The following is a 17,797-nucleotide window of genomic DNA, read 5'->3' as shown; positions in this document are numbered from 1 at the left end:
CGGGCGGCCGCGGGTCTCAGAGCGCCGGGTCGGTCAGCCCGGCGAAGACGCCGCAGATCTCCCGGGCGGCCTCCCGCATCCCGGTGCTCTCGTGCGGCCGGGCGACCAGCTCGGTGAGGATCAGCAGGGCCGCCTCCAGGGCCGCCATCGGCACCTCGACGGTCCGCAGGCCGCTCAGCACGTCGCTGGCCTGTTCCGCCGCACTGGTCGTCCAGCTCTGGGTCTGCTGCGGCGCCCGGACGGCGGCGGACCGCCGCACGGCGGGGCCGCCGGCGGATCCGAACTCCTGGTACGCGAAGGGGAGGGCGAGGGCCTGCGGCGGGACGGCGGCCGGAGGGGCATCGGGCGCGGACGGGTGGCACGTGTTCATACCGGTACCAACGACGCCGCCGCGGTACGGGTGCTGCCCGATCCCGGCGCGGGCAGGACGGCGGGCGGCCCGGGCGGCGGCGGGCACGCCGGGCGGCCGGCGGGGGCCGAGCGGGTCGGCCCGCGGCCACCAGGTGCCCCACATGCACCTGGTGGCCGCGGGCCGGGAACCTGCGCCGTTCCGGCGGGGGAGGGCCGGAACAGCCACGGGAGCCCGGTCCCGCGCCGCGGGGGGTGGCGCGGAACCGGGCTGTGTCCAGCATACGGGAGCGCTCCCATCCGCCGGCACGGGGGCTCCGGGCGTCCCGGGCCGGGTCAGCCGCCGGTCTTCTCGGTGATCTGCTTCATCACGGCGTTCCAGGCCTTCTTCGGGTCGGTGCCGTTGCGGGCGACGTCCACCAGGGCGACGTCGCTGATGGCGGCCTTGACCGCGCCGTCCATCCGCCCGATCGGGGCGGGCAGGACCGTGCGGGCCGCGTCGGCGTAGATCCGGCCGGTGGGGGCGTTGTTGAAGTACGGGTTGGTGGCGTCCTGGACGGCCTTCGACTCCAGCGCGGCGGTGGCCGAGGGCAGGTTGCCGGTCGCGGCGAACACCTTGGCCTGCTGCTCGGGGGCGGTCAGCCAGGCGGCCAGTGCGGCGGCCTCCCTCTGGTGCTTGCCGGCCTTCGGAACGGTGAGGAAGGCGCCGCCCCAGTTGCCGGCGGCCGGCGCGGGCGCGATGTCCCACAGGCCTTCGCCGCGGTCGCCCGCGTACTTGCTGATCACGCCGGTCATCCAGGACGGGCAGACGATCGTCGCGAAGCCGGAGAGGTACAGCGCCTCGTTCCACTCCGGACCGAACTGCTTGAGGCCGCTGGTGAGTCCGGAACGGGCGGCGGACACCGAGAGGTCCCAGGCCTTCCTCACCCCGGGGCTGTCCTCGTAGACCAGCTCACCGCGGGCGTTCGAGAACTGCTCGGGCTGGCTCGACAGCACGGCGTTGAACAGGCCGCCGGCCGAGTCGGTGAACGTGGTCCTCGCCGGTGCGTGCGCCTTGTAGCGGCGGCCGACGTCCACGAACTTCGACCAGTCGCCGGCCCACAGCCGGCCCACCGCCTCGCGGTCGGACGGGAGGCCGGCCTTCTGGAAGAGGTCCTTGCGGTAGCAGACGGCCATCGGCCCGGTGTCGGTGCCGAGCCCGACCAGCGCGCCGGAGGCGGTGGTCGCCTGGGCCGACTTCCACGGCAGCCAGGACGAGGCGTGGACCCCGGGGGCCGCCTGCAGGTCGGCGAGCTTGTCGGCGAGCGGGCCGGTGGCCTCGGAGATGTAGCCGACCTCCACGGCCTGGATGTCGGCCAGCGGCTTGCCGCCCCGGCCGGTGAGCCCCGCGGTGAGGTCCGCCCAGTACTCCTCGCTGTCCTGGGTCGCCGCCTCGGTGATGACGACCTCCGGGTGCTTGGCCATGTAGTCCGCGTACAGCCCGGCCTCGCGGTAGCCGAAGGAGCCGAAGGTGCCCACCTCGAGGGTGATGGTCTCGCCGAACGGGGACTCGGACTGCGGTGCGGCGACCGGGCCGCTGCTGCACGCGGTCAGGGCGAGCGCCGCACAGCCCAGCGCGGCGGCCGCCCTGAGCAGTCGTCGGCGGCGGCGGGGCTCGGCGGCGCCCCCGGGGGAGGGGGCCGTCCGGCGTCCGGATCCGGCCACGGCGGGGGAGCCGGTCGTGCGGCGCCTGGTACCTGGCATGTGGTGCCTCGTTCACTGACGGATCGGGTGGGAGGCGCCCCACGGGCCCGGCGGAACACCTAGTGGGAGCGCTCCCAGGACCTTGCTGGCACCGTCCGGTGCCTGTCAAGGGTTCGGCGGGGTCGGCTTGCGGCGGAACGCGGCCGTTCCGCATGCCGGATCGACACGGACCCTTTGCGAAGGGGGCCGGACGCGGGCGGGCGGCTGACGGACCGTCGGTGGCGGGCCGTGCCGGTACGGCCCGCCACCCGCGGGTCCGGGCGGCCCGCGCCCGGCCGCCCGTCAGTCCTGCGCGTCCTCGGCCAGCACCACCAGCGTCCGGTCGGCCGCCACCAGGCCGTTCAGGGTGCACCTGACCTCGGCCACCACGCCGGAGAAGGGCGCGAGGATGCGGTTCTCCATCTTCATCGCCTCGACGACGACCAGGACGGCTCCTTCCTCGACCCGGTCCCCGACCGCGCACGGCAGGCCGACGACCACCCCCGGCATGGTCGACCGCACCTCGTTGCCGACGGCGTCCGCGTCGCCCCGGGCGAAGGTCGGGACGTCGAGGGCGGTGCGGTACCCGTCGACGGTGATCTCGAAGCCGGTGGGCGTGCGGACGCCCGACCACGCGCGGTCGCCGAGCGTGCCCCGGTACAGCCCGTCCCGGTGAGCGACGGTCAGCTCGAAGGACCGTCCGTCCACCGTGCCGCGGACCCGTCCGGGCCCGACCTCGGTGAGCCTGGCCTCCCACTCCCGCCCGGCGTCGCGGGTCACCACCCGGCCGAGCGGCGCGGCCGGGTCCAGCGCGCCCCGGTCGAGCGCGCCGGCGGTGCCGTGCCACGGGGAGGCCGGACCGCCGGGCAGGGCCGGCACCTCCATGGCCGCGGCGCACGCGGCGGCCCGCCAGGCGCGCTCGACCCGGCCGGCCTCCGCGACGAACCCGTCGACCAGGTGGGTGTCGAGGCGCCCGGCGACCACCCGCCGGTCGCGCAGCAGGTCACCGAGGAAGCCCAGATTGGTCGTCAGGCCGACGACGGCGGTGGCCCGCAGCGCGTCCGTGAGGGTGCGCAGCGCCGCCACCCGGTCCGGTCCGTGCGCCACCAGCTTGGCGATCATCGGATCGTAGAAGGCGGAGACCTCGCCGGCCCGGTCGAAGGCGGCCTCGACCCGGACGCCGGTCGGCCACTCGACGCGCTCCGCCCGGCCGGGCGCGGGCCGGAAGGCCTCGTCCGGGTCCTCGGCGTAGACGCGGCACTCGATCGCGTGGCCGGTGGCGGTGATCTCGTGCTGGGCGAGCGGCAGGCGCTCCCCGGCGGCGACCCGCAGCTGCCACTCCACCAGGTCGACGCCGGTGATCTCCTCGGTGACGGGGTGTTCGACCTGGAGCCGGGTGTTGGCCTCCAGGAAGTAGAACCGGTCGTCGGCGTCGAGGATGAACTCGAACGTCCCGGCGTTCACGTAGCCGAGCGCCCCGGCGCCGCGCACCGCCGCGTCCAGCATCGCCGCGCGGACCCCGGCCGGCAGGCCCGCCGCCGGCGCCTCCTCGACGATCTTCTGGTGGCGGCGCTGCAGGGAGCACTCCCGCTCGAAGAGGTGCACCACCGAACCGTGGGCGTCCCCGAAGACCTGCACCTCGATGTGGCGCGGACGCGGCACGTAGCGCTCGGCGAGCAGCCGGCCGTCGCCGAAGCTGCTGCGGCCGAGCCGGACGGCCGCGGCCACCGCCTCGGCCAGCCGGTCGGGGTGGTCGACCACCTGCATGCCCTTGCCCCCGCCGCCGGCGACCGGCTTGAGGATCACCGGGTAACCGATCCGCCCGGCGTCGGCGGCCAGTTGCTCCGGCGACTCGGTGGCGTGCTCGGAGCCCGGCAGCACGGGCACCCCGGCGGCGGCCATCAGCTCGCGGGCGGTGGCCTTGTCGCCCATGGCGGCGATCATCCGGGCGTCCGGACCGATCAGGACCAGGCCCGCCCCGGCGACGGCCGCCGCGAACGCCGGGCTCTCGGAGAGGAACCCGTAGCCGGGGTGCACGGAGTCGCAGCCGGTGCGCAGCGCCGCGTCGACCAGCGCCTCGATCCGCAGGTAGCTGTCGGCGGCGGGGCCGGGGCCGAGCCGGACGGTGTCGACCGCGCCCTCCAGGTGGGCGGCCGAGCGGTCGGCGTCGGAGTGGACGGCGACGTACTCCACGTCGAGGCGGCGGCAGGTCCGGGCGATCCGGCGGGCGATCTCGCCGCGGTTGGCGATCAGAACTCGTTTCAGCATCGTCATCACATCCTGAACACGCCGAAGCGCGTCTCCTGCTGGGGACCGTCGGCGGCCATCGCCAGGCACAGCGTCAGCCACTCGCGGGTGTCGGTCGGGTCCACCACGGCGTCCACCCACATCCGGGCCGCGTAGTACAGCGGGTGCGACTGGCGCTCGTAGGTGTCGATGATCGGCCGCTTGATGGACTCCTCCTCCTCGGCGGAGAGGGTCCGGCCCTCCTTGGCGAGCTGGTCGCCGCGGATCAGCGCCATCACGGTCGCGGTCTGCTCCCCGCCCACCGCCGTCGACTTGGCGCTCGGCCACATCGCCATCATCCGCGGGCCCATCGAGCGGCCGCACATGGCGAAGTTGCCGGCGCCGAAGCTGCCGCCGATCACCAGGCTGAACTTCGGCACCCTCGCGCAGGAGACCGCGTTGACCAGCTTGGCGCCGTGCTTGGCGATGCCGGCCGCCTCGTACTCGGCGCCCACCATGAAGCCGTTGATGTTGTGCAGGAACAGCAGCGGGAGGTCCCGCTGGACGCACAACTCGATGAAGTTGGCGGCCTTCTGGGCGCTCTCGGGGAACAGCACGCCGTCGTTGACGACCACACCGACGGGGTAGCCGCCGACGTGTCCGGTGCCGCAGACGATCGTCGGCCCGTAGCGGCTGCGGTACTCGGTGAACTCGCTGCCGTCGAGCAGCCGGGCCAGCACCTCGCGGGCCGGGATGTGCTCGCGCAGGCCGGCGCTGACGATGCCGGGCAGTTCGGCCGGGTCGTACAGCGGCGGGCGCGGCTCGCGCGGCGGCCCCGACACGGCCCTGCGGCTGTTGCGGACGGCGATCTCCCGGACGAGTTCCAGCGCGTGCTCGTCGTTCTCGGCGATGTGGTCCGCGACCCCGGTCACCCGGGTGTGCAGGTCGGCGCCGCCGAGCGTCTCCGCATCGACGACCTCGCCGGTCGCCGCGCGCACCAGCTGCGGCCCGCCGAGGAAGATCGTGCCGTTGCCCCGGACGATCACCGCCTCGTCGCACATGGCCGGGATGTAGGCCCCGCCCGCCGTGCACGACCCCATCACCGCGGCGATCTGCGGCAGTCCGAGGGCGGACATCTCGGCGATGTTCCGGAACATCCGGCCCAGGTGGTACTCGTCGGGGAAGAGGTCCTCCTGGAGCGGCAGGTAGATGCCGCCGGAGTCGACCAGGTAGATGCAGGGCAGGCCGTTCTGCCGGGCCACCTTCTGGGCCCGCAGGTGCTTCTGCACGGTCAGCGGGAAGTACGTCCCGCCCTTGACGGTCGCGTCGTTGGCGAAGACCATCGTCGGCCGGCCGCCGACCGTGCCGACCCCGGTGACCAGGGCGGCGGACGGGACGGGTTCGTCGTACACGTCGTGCGCGACCAGCTGCCCGACCTCCAGGAACGGGGTCCCGGGGTCCAGCAGGCGCATCACGCGCTCGCGGGCGGTGAGCTTGCCGCGTTCGGCGTGCCGGCGGTGGGCCTTCGCGTCGCCGCCGGCCAGCGCGGCGGCCCGGGCCTGCGCGATGATGCGGCGCTTGTCGTCGAAGGCCGCGGCGTTGCGGCGGAACGTCTCCGACGTGGTGTCGATGTGGGAACGGAGTGTCGTCATGGGACCTTGCTGATCGCTGTGGAGTACGGGGGCTTGCGGCCGGGGTGGGCGGGGATCAGGTACGTGGGTGTGCGGGGCGCGGGCCGCGCCGGCCGACCAGCAGCAGGGCCGCGGCGCTGAGGCCGGTCGCGACGGCCGACCAGGCGAGGTCCGCGTGCAGCAGGACGGCGGCGGTGGCGGCGACCCCGGCGATGGACTGCGCGAGGAAGCCGCACAGGGCCACCGCGTAGGCGCCGTGCTCGGTCACGGCGCTCACCGCGACCGCCATGCTGCTGGGGAACAGCGCCGCCTGGCCGAAGGTGGTGGCGCAGTAGAGCGCCACGAACACCACCAGCGCCGCCGTCGTCCCGAGCCCCGGCACCAGCCAGAGCGCGACCGTCAGCAGCCCCGAGCCGGTCATCACCAGGGCGCCCAGGCGCATCAGCCAGGACGATCCCACCGTGGCGACCAGCCGGTTCACCAGCAGCGCCCCGGCCAGGTACGCCAGGCCGAACAGCAGCCCCAGGTCGCCGTACTCGCCGGCGGTCAGGCCGAAGTGCTGCTGGGTCACGAAGGGCGCCACCTCCTGGAGCAGGACGATGGTGGCGAACCCGAGACCGCCCGCGACGGTGGGCAGCAGGAACTGCCGGACACCCAGGATGCCCAGGTAGATCCGGACCATGCCGGCCTGCTCCTGCCGGCCGCGGCCCGGCTCCAGCGGGAGCGTGAGCACACCGACCGCACCCGCCGCACCGACGGCGGCCAGGACGGCGAAACCGGCCCGCCAGTCCGCGTACCGGCCGATCAGGCCGCCCAGGAACTGGCCGCCGCCGAGCGCCGAGACGAACGCGACGGACAGCACCGACAGCCGGCGGGCGAGCGCGTCGCCGCCGCCGAGGTCCCGGACGAAGATCCGGGCGATGATGGCGGCGCCACCCGCACCGACGCCCTGCACTGCGCGCAGCACCAGCAGCGCGGTGACCGAGCCGGCGGCCGCGAGCAGCGCACTGGAGCCGGTGAAGAGGGCCAGCGAGGCGAGCACCGCCGCCCGCCGGCCGTACCGGTCGGCGGCCCGCCCCCAGAGCACCACGGGGGCTGCCGCGCCGACCACGAACAGCGACACGGACAGCGCGGCGAGGCTGCGCGAGACGCCCAGGGCCCGCTCGACGGCCGGCAGCGACGGCAGGTAGACGGTGGTGGCCATCTGGGCCGTGAACACCAGCACGCACGCCACCAGCAGGGTGCGCCGCTCAGGCCGGGGCGCCGCCGCCGCGGGCGGCTGCGCCCGGAGCACCGCCCGCGGCGACCCGTCAGACATGGCTCGCCCGCAGCTGCCGGAGCCGGTGGCAGAAGTCCTCGATCTCCGCCGTACTCATGTTGGCGCGCAGCATCAGCCGCAGGCCGGCCTTGCCGCGGGCGATCACCGGGAAGAAGATCGGCGAGGCGTAGTAGCCCTGCTCCAGGAGGGCCCGGCCGAGGGCCACGGTGGCGTCCTCGGAGCCGATGTCGACGAACCGGATGGGCAGCCCGTCACCGGCCCGCGCCGTCGGCAGCAGGCTGTCGAACAGGTCGACGTTCTGCTGCAACCGCTTCTGCAGCAGGCCGAGTTCGTCGGAGCGGTGCAGCTCGGCCGAGGCCATCACGGCGCCCAGGCCGGCCGTGTTGATCCGCTGGGACCACATCAGCGGCCCGCCGTTGCGCAGCGCGACGTCGCGGCGCTCCCGCGAGCCCCGGGGGCCCAGGAAGATCGCGCCGCCGGAGGCGCCGAAGCCCTTGTTCAGCGAGGTGATGATCAGCGTCCGGTCGTTGATCGCGCCCATCGTCTCCAGCACGACGCCGCGGCCGTTGGCCCCGACCGTGGAGATGCCGTGGGCCTCGTCGAAGAACAGGAACAGGCCGTACTTCTCCTGCAGCCGCAACAGGTCCGCGACCGGCGCCCTGCCGCCCGTGCTGTAGACGCCGTCGGCGACGTACGCGACCCGGGGGTGCTTGCGGCAGAGGTCCTCCAGCGCGTCCAGGTCGTCGTGGGCGACGGTGACGACCTGCGTCTCGTCGGCGACGTTGGCCTTCATCGCGTTGAGGCAGAAGTGGGCGTTCTTGTCGAACACCATCAGCGGCGGCGTCCCGCCGGTGAGCAGCCCGGAGGCGAGCAGCGGCAGGGCGGCCCAGGCGGCGGCCGCGCAGGAGGCCACCGTGACGGCCTCCACGTCGAACAGCTCGGACAGCGCGTCCTCGGCGTCCCTGAGGGCGGCGAAGCGGATGCGCATCCGGGAGGTCGAGGTGTTGAGCGAGCCCTCGGCGAGCACCGCGTCGGCCGCGGCGCGGACGAGCTTCGGGTGGGTGTCGAGGCCCAGGTAGGAGTACGAGGACATGTTGACGAACTCGTGGCCGTCGGCGAGCGACCGGTGCCGGCCGTCACCCAGACCGGCGGCGACGATGTCGAACATGCCGGCCTCGGTGGTGGTCTCCCAGAAGTCGTGGCTGATCCTCGCCGACTTCTTGATGTTCATGAACGCGTGCATGGTGGTGCTCCGTGGGGAGGTGACGGGGGGAAGGGGCGGCCGGGGCAGGACCGGTAGGAGGCCCGGAGGCCTCCGGCGGCGGGCTCAGGCGTACTCGTAGAAGCCCCGGCCCGCCTTGCGCCCGAGCAGGCCGGACTCGACCATGCGCGACAGCAGCGGGGACGGGGCGTACAACGGCTCGCGGAACTCGCGGTAGAGGGCGTCGGCGGCGGCCGCGACCACGTCGAGGCCGACCATGTCGCACAGGCGGAGCGGACCCATCGGGTGGCCGCAGCCCAGCTGCATGCCCTGGTCGACGTCCTCGGCGGAGGCGAATCCGGACTCGACCATCCGGACGGCCGCGACCAGGTACGGAACGAGCAGGGCGTTCACCACGAACCCGCTGCGGTCGCCGGACGGGATCGACACCTTGCCCAACCGGTCGGTCAGGAAGGCCTCGACCCGCCGCCGGACCGCGTCGTCGGTGAGCAGCGTGGGTACCACCTCGACCAGCGGCATCGCCGCGACGGGGTTGAAGAAGTGGACACCGATGACGCGCTGCGGGCGGGTGGTGGCCCGGGCCAGCCGGGTGATGGTGATCGCCGAGGTGGTGGAGGCGAGCACGGCGTCGTCCTCCACCACCTTGTCGAGGGTGCGGAACAGCTCGGTCTTGAGCGCCTCGTCCTCGGGAACCGCCTCGACCACCAGCTGCCGGTCGGCGAGGTCGCCGAGGTCCGTGGTGAAGGAGATCCGGGCCGTCGCCGCGTCCCGCTCCTCGGCGGTCAGCCTCTCCTTGGCGACCCGCCGGTCCAGCGCGGCGGCGATCCGCGCCGGTGCGGATCGCAGCGAGGACTCACGGGAGACCGCCACCCTGACGTCCACCCCGGCGACGGCGCACACCTCGGCGATGCCGGAGCCCATCGCGCCCGAGCCGACCACGCCGACCCGCTCGACGCGGTGGACGCCGTCGTCCTGCGAAATGCCCTCCGCCGCCGAATTCTTCCGCCTGGCCGAGCTGAATGCGTGCACCACGTTCTCCGGGTTCTTCGAATGGAACTCGCCGGGTCGGATCGTGTCCGACCCGGCGGTCGAAAAGACTTCCAACGCGTTGCTCGCACTGTCAACCGGCAATTATTTGCCGATTCGCCGATCCGGACAAAAGCACACAGGGCGGCGAACCGGAAAATATTTGCCGGTCGCCGCCCGTTGAATCCTGCCCGGATCCCCCTGTATTCAGTTGACGACGACGAAACGCAGGCCCTGGTGCCCCGCCGGAATCAGGACCTGGGTCACCGCATCGATCACATCGGGGGACACGTGCGGCAGCCGCAGCCGGAAGAGGTGGCCGTCCCGGTTGGCGACCACGCACGTCCGCTCCTGCCAGAACCGGCGGCACGTCGGGTCCCGCAGGACGTCCGTGAGCAGGGCGGCCAGCCCGGGGTCGTCCGGGTGCTGCGCCATCGCGAAGCGGACCATGGCCAGGTACATCCGGGCGTGCTGCGGCCAGTCGAGCATCTGCTCGCGCGCTTCGTCGGACGTCAGCCCCCAGCGGATCAGGTTGGCGTCCGGGGCGAGGACCCAGGGGAACCACTCGGCCATCGCCCGGTTGTGGCCGATGACGTTCCACGAGCTGTCGGTCAGGTAGGCGGGCCTGGGCATCTGACGGTCCAGCAGCTCCTGCAGCGCGTGCAGGTCGGGAGCCCGGCCCGGGACGGGCGGGGCGACGTACGGGGTGCCGCCGAGGGCGTACAGGTAGAGCGTGGCGCGCTCGTCGGCGTCCAGGACGAGCACGTCCGCCAGGCCGGCCAGCACCCGGGGGTCCAGGCGCGGCAGGGTGCCGCGCTCCAGATCCCGGTACCAGCGCTCGCTCATGCCGACCCGCCCCGCCACGTCGACCTGCGGCAGGGGCTTGCCGAGCCCGAGTCTGGTGCCGGCCCTGCTGCGCCAGCTGCGCAGCAGCACGTTCAGTCCGGGCAGGGCCTCGGCACGGCGGGCGGCGGATTCCTCGGGCGGCATCTGGGTATTTCTCCGGTCTCGGTCCGATGTTCCGGCGCACCGGCCCCTCGCCCGCGCCCGCAGCTGTGGCTTGCGCCACATTCGGACGGTTGAATTCGAGAACGCCGGAGACCCGGCCGACTCCCGGGCCCGGGAGCGGTCGTCGCGGATCCCGAAAATCCCCCCGGGACGGATGTGCACGTCACGCCTTTCCGGGATTCTACCCCGGTCGATCCGGGCTACCGGCTGCCCGCGAACGCGGCACCGATTCCGCGTTTCCCGCCGGCCCCGCGGGCCGCCCGCCGCAACCCTTGAGGCGGTGCTTGAGGGCGAGCAGGGGGCCGGTGGGGCCGTGCGGCAGCAGCAGGGTGGTGTCGTGGCGGTCCACCGCGCCGAACCGGTACTTGTAGGGCTCGGTGCCGCGCAGGAAGTCGAAGGTGTGCAGGCCCTGCTCGGCGCAGGCGCGGACGGCCTCGGAGATCAGCACGGTGCCCAGCCGCAGCGGCGCCCAGCCCACGTCCCTGCCGATCTGGTAATAGACGAAGGATCCGTTCCAACGGAAGCCGTACAGCGCGCCGACGGTGCGGCCGTCGTGCTCGGCGAGGCAGAAGGCGGGGCCGTCGCCGCCGGCCCGCAGTGGTCGGCCGCGCCCGGGCCGGAGCCGAGCAGGGTGAGGCAGCGGGCGGTGAACGGCAGCCGCGGGTGGAGGCGGAGCCGGGTGCGCAGCAGCGGGAGGACGGCCTCGACGCCGCCCTCCGGGCCGCGCCGGACGGCGACCTCGGCCCGGTCCGCCGCCGGGCCGTCCGCCCCGAGCGTCTCCCACCAGGAGAGCACCCATTCGGGCGTGGCGAACCACGATCCGTGCGGGTCGGCGGCGACCAGGCGCCGCCCCGGCGGCGTGTTCGTCCGGCACGCCGCCCCCCTTCGGCCGCCGCTCCGCACCGTTGCGGGCAGCCCGGCCCGCGGTCGTCCGGGCGCAGCTGATGCGGCGTCAACGGAATCGGACTTTGCCGCCCCTTGACCTTTCGACCGGGGGGATTCCTGGGAGTTCGCTGGACGCCCTTGACCTGGGGTGAATACGGAGGAAACTGGTGAATACACCGGAATACCGGACAGAGCCGCACCGCCGACGGAGACGTCCGACGGCCGTCCGAGTGACCCTGATCCAGGCTCTGGCGAGACCCCCGGCGGGTCGGTGGGCGACACGTGCAGGAGACGACGGTCCACGCACGCGAACGACGCACCGACCGCCGGGGATCGTCATGTCCGGGGCCGGGAGGTGCCCCCACGCGCCCCTGGGGGCATCAGGCGTCCGTCCAGTCGCCGGAGGCGACGGGGGCGGGGGCGGAGAGCAGCGCGGCGGCGACCCGGGGGCCGGCGAGGTAGACCCAGGCGTCGGTCTCGGTGCCGTCGGCGAGCCGGACGGCGAGGCGCTCGCGCACGTACTCGCCGAGGCCGTCGGGCGTGCAGTCCTCCAGCCGGTCCAGGTCGGCGAGCACCCGCGGGTACAGCGTCGGCGGCACGCTCACCAGCTCGCCGCGGACCCGCTGCCCCGGGCAGGGCACCACGTACGGGTAGCCCGGGCCGTGGTGCAGGGCGGCGCCGTCGAGGACGGCGCCGCGCACCTCGGTGCAGCGCCCGGCCAGGTGGCGCTGGTGGTTGCGGTGGCCGGGACGGAGCGTCCCGTAGACGAAGAACGGCAGCTGGGGCGGCACACGGCCCTCCTGGGGAGTCGGGGGTCGCAGCACCGTACCCGTCGGGGTGCGCCCGGTGTCAGCGGACCCCGTGCGGCCGGTACTGGATGCTGATCCGCGGCCCCACCGGGTGGGTGGTCCTGGGCGCGGCGTGCTCCCGGGTGCGCCGGCAGCTGCCGCCCATGACCAGCAGGTCGCCGTGGCCGGGCAGCCGCCGGACGGTCGGGCCGCCGCCGCACGGGCGCAGCAGCGGCGGGCGCGGCTCGCCGACCGGGACGATGGCGATCGTGGTGTCCCGGCGGTCGCCGCGGCCGAGCCGGTCGCCGTGCCGGGCGACGCCGTCCCGGCCGTCGCGGTAGTGGCACAGGCCGGCGGTGGCGAAGGGCTCGCCGAGTTCGTCGGCGTAGTGGGCGCCGAGCGCGGTGCGGGCGGCGGCCGGCACCGGGTGCGGCAGGGCGTCCGGCCCGGCGGCGAAGTCGTCCTCGCCGTAGAAGGCGAGCAGTCGGGGGACGTCGACCACCCGTTCGTCCATGGTCCGGCGTTCGGCCTGCCAGGAGACCTCGGCGGCGAGCCGTTCGAACAGCACGCCGGCGCCGCGCAACCGGCCCGGCTGTTCGTCGATCCGGGCGCCGTCGCCCAGTACCGTCCGGCGGACACCGTCCAGCGGGCCGGTGCCGATCTCCTCGACGTCGTCGAACGGCGAACCCTGGAGGTGGGGCATGCGGCCGGCCTACGCCCTATGGGAACATCTGTACGAATAATGCGGAGGTGTGTCGACCGGTCCACCGAGCGGACGAGGTTTGAACCCGGCGCACCGGCGCCAGGAAACGGGGATGGACCGACCCTCGCCCTCCGCCCCGCTGCGACTCTCCGACGAGGTGGCCACCGCCCTCGCCGCCGGCACCCCCGTGGTCGCCCTGGAGTCGACGATCATCGCCCACGGCCTGCCGCGCCCCCGCAACCTCGCGGTCGCCGTCGAACTCGAGGACCTCGTCCGGGCCGGCGGCGCCGTCCCCGCGACGATCGCCGTCCTCGACGGCGTCCCGCACATCGGCCTCGACAAGGACGCGCTGGAACGGATCGCCACCGACGGGTCGCTGCGCAAGCTGGGCTTCCGCGAGCTCGCTCCCGCCGTCGCCACCGGCGCCAGCGGCGCGACCACCGTCTCCGGCACGGCCTTCCTCGCCGCCCGGGCCGGCATCCGGGTGTTCGCCACCGGCGGCCTCGGCGGCGTCCACCGCGACTGGACCACCAACCAGGACGAGTCCGCCGACCTCGGGCTGCTCGCCCGCACCCGGATCACCGTGGTCTGCGCCGGTGTGAAGTCGATCCTCGACGTACCGGCCACCCTGGAGCGGCTGGAGACCCTCGGCGTCGCCGTCCTCGGCTACCGCACCGCCGAGTTCCCCGGCTTCTACCTCACCGGCTCCGGCCTGCCGCTGGACTGGACGCTCGACGACCCGGCCCAGGTGGCCGCGGTGATGCGGGCCCAGGACGAGCTCGGCGGCGCGGAGTCCGCCCTGGTGGTCGCCAACCCCGTCCCGGCCGCCGAGCAGCTCGACCCGGAGCTGCACGACCGGGTGCTCGGCGAGGCCCTGGCCGCCGCCCGGGCCGCCGGGGTCACCGGACAGGCCATCACCCCGTTCCTGCTCGCCCACCTCACCGAGCACACCGGCGGCGCCTCGCTGGAGGCCAACCTCGCGGCGGTGCGCGGCAACGTCCGGCTGGCCGCCGGCATCGCCGTCGCCCGGGCCGCCGAGCAGGCGGGGCGGCGGGGATGACCGCGGGCGCGCTGCTCGTCGTCGGCGAGGTCGTCACCGACGTGGTCGCCCTGCACGAGGGCCCGCTCGCCCCGCACACCGACACGGCCGCCCGGATCGCCGTCCGGCCGGGCGGCGCCGGGGCGAACGCGGCCGCCTGGGCCGCCGCCGGCGGAGCGCGGGTGCGGCTGCTCGCCCGGGCCGGCGCCGACTCCGCCGACTGGCACCGGGCCGAACTCGCCGCCGCCGGCGTCACCGCCCACCTCGCCGTCGACCCGCAGGCGCCCACCGCCGTGGTGATCAGCCTGGTCGACGGGCGCGCCGAACGGACCCTCGTCACCGACGGCGGCGCCGCCGTCCGCCTCGGCCCCGAGGACTGGTCGGACGACCTCCTGGACGGCGCCGCCCGGCTGCACCTCTCCGGCTACCAACTGCTCTCCGGACCCGGCCGCGCCCTGGCCGCCCTCGCGGTGCCCGCCGCCCGCGCCGCCGGACTGCCGGTCAGCGCCGACCCGGCCTCCACCGGCTTCCTGCAGCGCAGCGGCCCGGCCGCCGTCCGCGAGGCCTTCGGCGGCATCGGCCTGCTGCTGCCCAACCGGGCCGAGGCCCACCTGCTGGCCGGCACCGGTGACCCGGTCACCGCCGCCGAACGGCTCAGCGCGCTGCACGGCGAGGCCGTGGTCAAGCTCGGCGCCCAGGGGGCGCTGGTGGCCGCGGGCGGCCGGGTGCTGGCCCGGGTGCCCGGGGTGCCCGGCGTCGCCGCGATCGACTCCACCGGCGCCGGCGACGCCTTCACCGGCGGGCTGCTGGCCGCCCGGCTGGCCGGCGCGGACCCGGTGGAGGCGGCCCGCGCCGGCTGCCGGTCCGGGGCGGCCGCGGTCGCCCTGGTCGGCGCCCGTCCGCCGGCCGCCCGCCCGCGTCGGGACGTACCCGACCGTTCCGCGCCGACCGGTCGGGCCGCCGTGCGATGATCGCCCGGTGGAGCGAGCGACGAGGGGCCGGCGACGGACGCGCAGCGGTGCGGCCGCCGCCGGGGCACTGCTGATCCTGCTGGGCCCGGCCGCGCTGCCGGCCGCCGCCGACGAGCGGCCGGAGCGCCTCTTCACCGTCCACGACAAGCGGATCACCGAGTCCAGCGGCCTCGCCGCGAGCCGGGCCCACCCCGGCGTGTACTGGACGCACAACGACAGCGACGACGGCCCGTACGTCTACGCCGTCGACGGCGAGGGCCGCACCGTCGCGACCGTCACCCTGCGCGGCATCGAGCCGCGCGACGTGGAGGCGATCTCGCTCGGCCCCGACGGCCGGCTGTACGTCGGCGACATCGGCGACAACCTCGACGGCACCTGGCCCGAGGTGTGGATCTACGCCTTCCCCGAGCCCGCCGAACTCCACGACCAGACGGTCACCGCCGTCCGGTACAAGGTCCGCTACGAGGACGGCCCGCGCGACGCCGAGGCGCTGATGGTGCACCCGGTCACCGGCCGCGCCTACATCGCCAGCAAGAAGCAGTCCGGCGGCGGCCTCTACCAGGGCCCGGAGGCGCTCTCGCCGACCGGCGTCAACACCTTCAAGCGGATCGCCGACGTGCCCTGGGTGACCGACGGCGCCTTCTCGCCGGACGGCCGCCGACTGGTGCTGCGCGGCTACTTCGGCTCGGACCTGTACGCCTGGGACGGCACCCCGAAGAAGCTCCGCCCGCTGGACGTGCCCTTCCAGCGCCAGGGCGAGTCGGTGACCTTCTCCGCGGACGGCACCGCCGTCCTCTACGGCAGCGAGGGCGGCGACAGCGACGTCTGGCGGCTGCGCCTCACCCAGGACGCCGCACCCGCACCGTCCGGCAGCCCGGCCGCCGCCCCCTCGGGCGGCGCACAGACGTCCTCCGGCCGGGCCGCCGGCTCCGGATCCGGCTCGGGCGGCGGCACCGACCACGCGCTCGCCGCCCTGATCGCGGTGGCCGCGGCGATCGGCCTCGCCAAGCTCCGGTCCGGCCGGAAGAAGGGGAACTGACGATCCGTCGGACAGCCGGAGGGCGCCGGGCGGGCCGGTTCGGGCCGGGCCGCCCGGCGCCCCCGCACCGCGGCGGGTGCTCAGCGGCCGCCGTTCACCACCGCACTGGAGACCGCTCCCGTGTGCAGGTTCCACCGCTCCAGGATCCGGTCGTACTCGCCGTTGCGGATCAGCCGGTCCAGCGCCTTCGCGACGGCCGTGCGCAGCTCGGGCTCCGCCTTGTTCACCGTGATCGCGTACGGGCTGGACTGGATGTGGTCGCCCGTCAGCTCGAACCGGCCGCCGCGCACCGCCGAGGTGTTGAACCGGGCCACCGGGTAGTCGTTGAGGTCCGCCACCGCCGTCCCGGCCGCCACCTCCGCCAGCGCCAGCTCGTCGTCGGCCAGCTGGTGCACGTCCAGCTTCTTGTCGTACCGGCTGCAGGCGCCCGCCTGGCGGATCGCGATCTCCGCCTGCACGGTGCCCTTCTGCACCGCGACGGCGTGCCCGCACAGGCTGTCCAGGCCGTTGATCCGCTCCGGATTGCCGGCCTTCACCAGGATCGAGGTGCTGGTGAAGAAGTAGTCCACGAAGTCGACGCCCGGCCCGGAGGTGCGGCCCGCGTCGTCGATGCCGTTCTGCCGGTCGGTGGTGTCGATCACCGCGGACATCGCCAGGTCGACGTCCTCGGACTGCACGGCCGGGATCAGCCGGTCGAAGGGCATGTCGACGAACTCGATCCGCAGCCCGAGCAGCTTGCCGATCGCCGCGGCCAGGTCCGGGTCGAGGCCGGCCGGCCGCCCGTCGGCCTCCTTGTAGTCCACCGGGGCGTAGTTGAGGTACGAGCCGATCCGCAGCACACCGGCCTTGCGGACGGCCTTCGGCACCCGGTCGCGCAGGTCGGACGAGCCGTCCGCGGCCGGCGAGGCCGCACTCGCACAGCCGGACAGCAGCAGGCCGGCCGCACCGGCGGCCGCGAGGGTGCGCCCGGGCACGCGGGCGCGCCGGGGCAGGGGTGACTGGTGCATGGTGAGGGAGCTTCCTGAGGGAGGGAAGAGCGGAGGAAGACTGATGGCACTCACGCCGCCGAGGCCGCAGGGTTACGCGGCGCGGACCTGGTCCCGTCACCGGAGGCCGCCGCAGGATGGGCAGGCGGCCTGGTCGACCGAGGTACGCCACCGGGGGCGGACCGCCCATCCTTCCACCCCGGACACCGCCGCGGCCCCCGGGGTCCCTACCCGGTGGTAGGCCGTGCTCTGCTGTCGGCGGCCCGCGATAGCGTCCCGCACCGACGCCGAAGCCGGAGAGGGGAGCATCGATGGGCTGCCGAGGAGTGCACTTCGCGCTGACCGAGGAGCAGGCCGCACGGCTGCTCGCCGCCGCGGACGACGAGGCGGTGCTCGCCGAGGTCGCCGGGATCGAGGAGGCCTGGGACACCGACCACCTCGCCGAGACCGACAAGGCGTGGGACGCCATCCACCGCTGCCTCGCCGACGGCACGCTGTCGTACGACGGCGGCGACTACCCGCTCTCGCACGCCGTCCTCGGCGGCCTGCCGCTGTACGGCGGCGACGACTACGTCGTCGTCCTCACCACCCCGCAGGAGGTCGCCGACATCGCCGCGGCCCTCGCCGGGATCGACGAGTCCCGGCTGCGCGAGCGCTTCTTCGCGCTCGACCCGGAGGACTACGACGGTGCCCGCGACGAGGAGGACTTCGGCTACACCCGCCACTGGTTCGGCGAACTGCGCGCCTTCTTCGCACGCGCCGCCGCCGACGGGCGGGGCGCGGTGTTCACCGTCAGCCAGTGACCGGCCCGCGGGACCACCGCGCGCCGCTCGTTGGCGCGCCGACGGGTGGCGGGTCATGGTGAGGGAGGGCGGTCGGCCGGCGTTCACCCGGTGATCATCCGGGCCATGCCACGTGGTGGGG

At 74.7% G+C, this 17,797-nt stretch carries 17 protein-coding genes; 5 read left to right on the top strand and 12 right to left on the bottom strand.

All coding sequences use genetic code 11. The annotated features are described in order from the left end of the window. Positions 1-16 precede the first annotated feature (16 nt). The 7 genes from AB0442_RS07480 to AB0442_RS07450 form a co-directional block, all read right to left on the bottom strand. The gene (locus AB0442_RS07480; RefSeq protein WP_366161350.1) at positions 17-514 is read right to left on the bottom strand and encodes a hypothetical protein; all 498 of its coding nucleotides are present in this window, start codon (positions 512-514) and stop codon (positions 17-19) included. A gap of 170 nt (positions 515-684) precedes the next feature. Next, the gene (locus AB0442_RS07475; RefSeq protein WP_366161348.1) at positions 685-2,091 is read right to left on the bottom strand and encodes an ABC transporter substrate-binding protein; all 1,407 of its coding nucleotides are present in this window, start codon (positions 2,089-2,091) and stop codon (positions 685-687) included. Positions 2,092-2,373: 282 nt separating this feature from the next. Then, a complete protein-coding gene (locus tag AB0442_RS07470) occupies positions 2,374-4,338 on the bottom strand; it encodes a biotin carboxylase N-terminal domain-containing protein (protein WP_366161346.1) in 1,965 nt (654 codons plus the stop codon). 5 nt (positions 4,339-4,343) lie between these two features. Then, positions 4,344-5,948, bottom strand: a complete 1,605-nt coding sequence (locus tag AB0442_RS07465) for a carboxyl transferase domain-containing protein (protein WP_366161344.1) — start codon at positions 5,946-5,948, stop codon at positions 4,344-4,346. 55 nt (positions 5,949-6,003) lie between these two features. Then, on the bottom strand, positions 6,004-7,245 hold the full coding sequence (locus AB0442_RS07460) for an MFS transporter (protein ID WP_366161342.1): 1,242 nt from the start codon (positions 7,243-7,245) through the stop codon (positions 6,004-6,006). Continuing rightward, on the bottom strand, positions 7,238-8,449 hold the full coding sequence (locus tag AB0442_RS07455) for an aminotransferase class I/II-fold pyridoxal phosphate-dependent enzyme (protein WP_366161340.1): 1,212 nt from the start codon (positions 8,447-8,449) through the stop codon (positions 7,238-7,240). Before AB0442_RS07455 ends, AB0442_RS07460 begins: the two co-directional genes overlap by 8 nt. Positions 8,450-8,533: 84 nt before the next feature. Continuing rightward, a complete protein-coding gene (locus tag AB0442_RS07450; protein ID WP_366161339.1) occupies positions 8,534-9,349 on the bottom strand; it encodes a 3-hydroxybutyryl-CoA dehydrogenase in 816 nt (271 codons plus the stop codon). Between AB0442_RS07450 and AB0442_RS07445 the strand changes: the two genes are divergently transcribed. After that, the gene (locus tag AB0442_RS07445) at positions 9,336-9,638 is read left to right on the top strand and encodes a hypothetical protein (RefSeq protein WP_366161337.1); all 303 of its coding nucleotides are present in this window, start codon (positions 9,336-9,338) and stop codon (positions 9,636-9,638) included. The genes AB0442_RS07450 and AB0442_RS07445 overlap by 14 nt on opposite strands. A 23-nt stretch (positions 9,639-9,661) precedes the next feature. Here AB0442_RS07445 and AB0442_RS07440 read toward each other — a convergent pair whose 3' ends face one another. From AB0442_RS07440 to AB0442_RS07425, 4 genes are all read right to left on the bottom strand, one after another. After that, on the bottom strand, positions 9,662-10,444 hold the full coding sequence (locus tag AB0442_RS07440) for a helix-turn-helix transcriptional regulator (RefSeq protein ID WP_344626666.1): 783 nt from the start codon (positions 10,442-10,444) through the stop codon (positions 9,662-9,664). A gap of 199 nt (positions 10,445-10,643) precedes the next feature. Beyond that, positions 10,644-11,261 carry a GNAT family N-acetyltransferase gene (locus tag AB0442_RS07435; RefSeq protein WP_366161335.1) on the bottom strand — a complete coding sequence of 206 codons (618 nt, stop codon included), beginning with the start codon at positions 11,259-11,261 and terminating at the stop codon, positions 10,644-10,646. A 466-nt stretch (positions 11,262-11,727) separates the two neighbouring features. Beyond that, positions 11,728-12,138 (bottom strand): gamma-glutamylcyclotransferase family protein, encoded by a 411-nt coding sequence (locus tag AB0442_RS07430; RefSeq protein WP_366161333.1) that lies wholly within the window; start codon positions 12,136-12,138, stop codon positions 11,728-11,730. Between the two features lie 58 nt (positions 12,139-12,196). Then, positions 12,197-12,838 carry an alpha-ketoglutarate-dependent dioxygenase AlkB gene (locus AB0442_RS07425; RefSeq protein ID WP_366161331.1) on the bottom strand — a complete coding sequence of 214 codons (642 nt, stop codon included), beginning with the start codon at positions 12,836-12,838 and terminating at the stop codon, positions 12,197-12,199. 112 nt (positions 12,839-12,950) lie between these two features. Between AB0442_RS07425 and AB0442_RS07420 the strand changes: the two genes are divergently transcribed. Genes AB0442_RS07420 through AB0442_RS07410 form a run of 3 tightly spaced genes read left to right on the top strand, consistent with a single transcriptional unit; the run spans position 12,951 to position 15,887 of the window. Beyond that, the gene (locus AB0442_RS07420; RefSeq protein ID WP_366161329.1) at positions 12,951-13,898 is read left to right on the top strand and encodes a pseudouridine-5'-phosphate glycosidase; all 948 of its coding nucleotides are present in this window, start codon (positions 12,951-12,953) and stop codon (positions 13,896-13,898) included. After that, entirely contained in the window at positions 13,895-14,848 is a 954-nt protein-coding gene (locus tag AB0442_RS07415; protein WP_366161327.1) for a PfkB family carbohydrate kinase, read from the top strand. Before AB0442_RS07420 ends, AB0442_RS07415 begins: the two co-directional genes overlap by 4 nt. Positions 14,849-14,855: 7 nt before the next feature. After that, positions 14,856-15,887 carry a hypothetical protein gene (locus AB0442_RS07410; protein WP_366161325.1) on the top strand — a complete coding sequence of 344 codons (1,032 nt, stop codon included), beginning with the start codon at positions 14,856-14,858 and terminating at the stop codon, positions 15,885-15,887. A gap of 80 nt (positions 15,888-15,967) precedes the next feature. Here the strand turns inward: AB0442_RS07410 and AB0442_RS07405 are convergent, their stop codons facing one another. Next, on the bottom strand, positions 15,968-16,894 hold the full coding sequence (locus AB0442_RS07405; protein WP_366161323.1) for an ABC transporter substrate-binding protein: 927 nt from the start codon (positions 16,892-16,894) through the stop codon (positions 15,968-15,970). Between the two features lie 290 nt (positions 16,895-17,184). Between AB0442_RS07405 and AB0442_RS07400 the strand changes: the two genes are divergently transcribed. Continuing rightward, the gene (locus AB0442_RS07400) at positions 17,185-17,676 is read left to right on the top strand and encodes a DUF1877 family protein (protein ID WP_366161321.1); all 492 of its coding nucleotides are present in this window, start codon (positions 17,185-17,187) and stop codon (positions 17,674-17,676) included. Positions 17,677-17,797 lie beyond the last annotated feature (121 nt).

Source organism: Kitasatospora sp. NPDC085895 (genome assembly GCF_040702125.1).
GTDB classification, from domain to species: domain Bacteria; phylum Actinomycetota; class Actinomycetes; order Streptomycetales; family Streptomycetaceae; genus Kitasatospora; species Kitasatospora arboriphila.
This window is presented reverse-complemented; position numbering and strand designations above follow the sequence as displayed.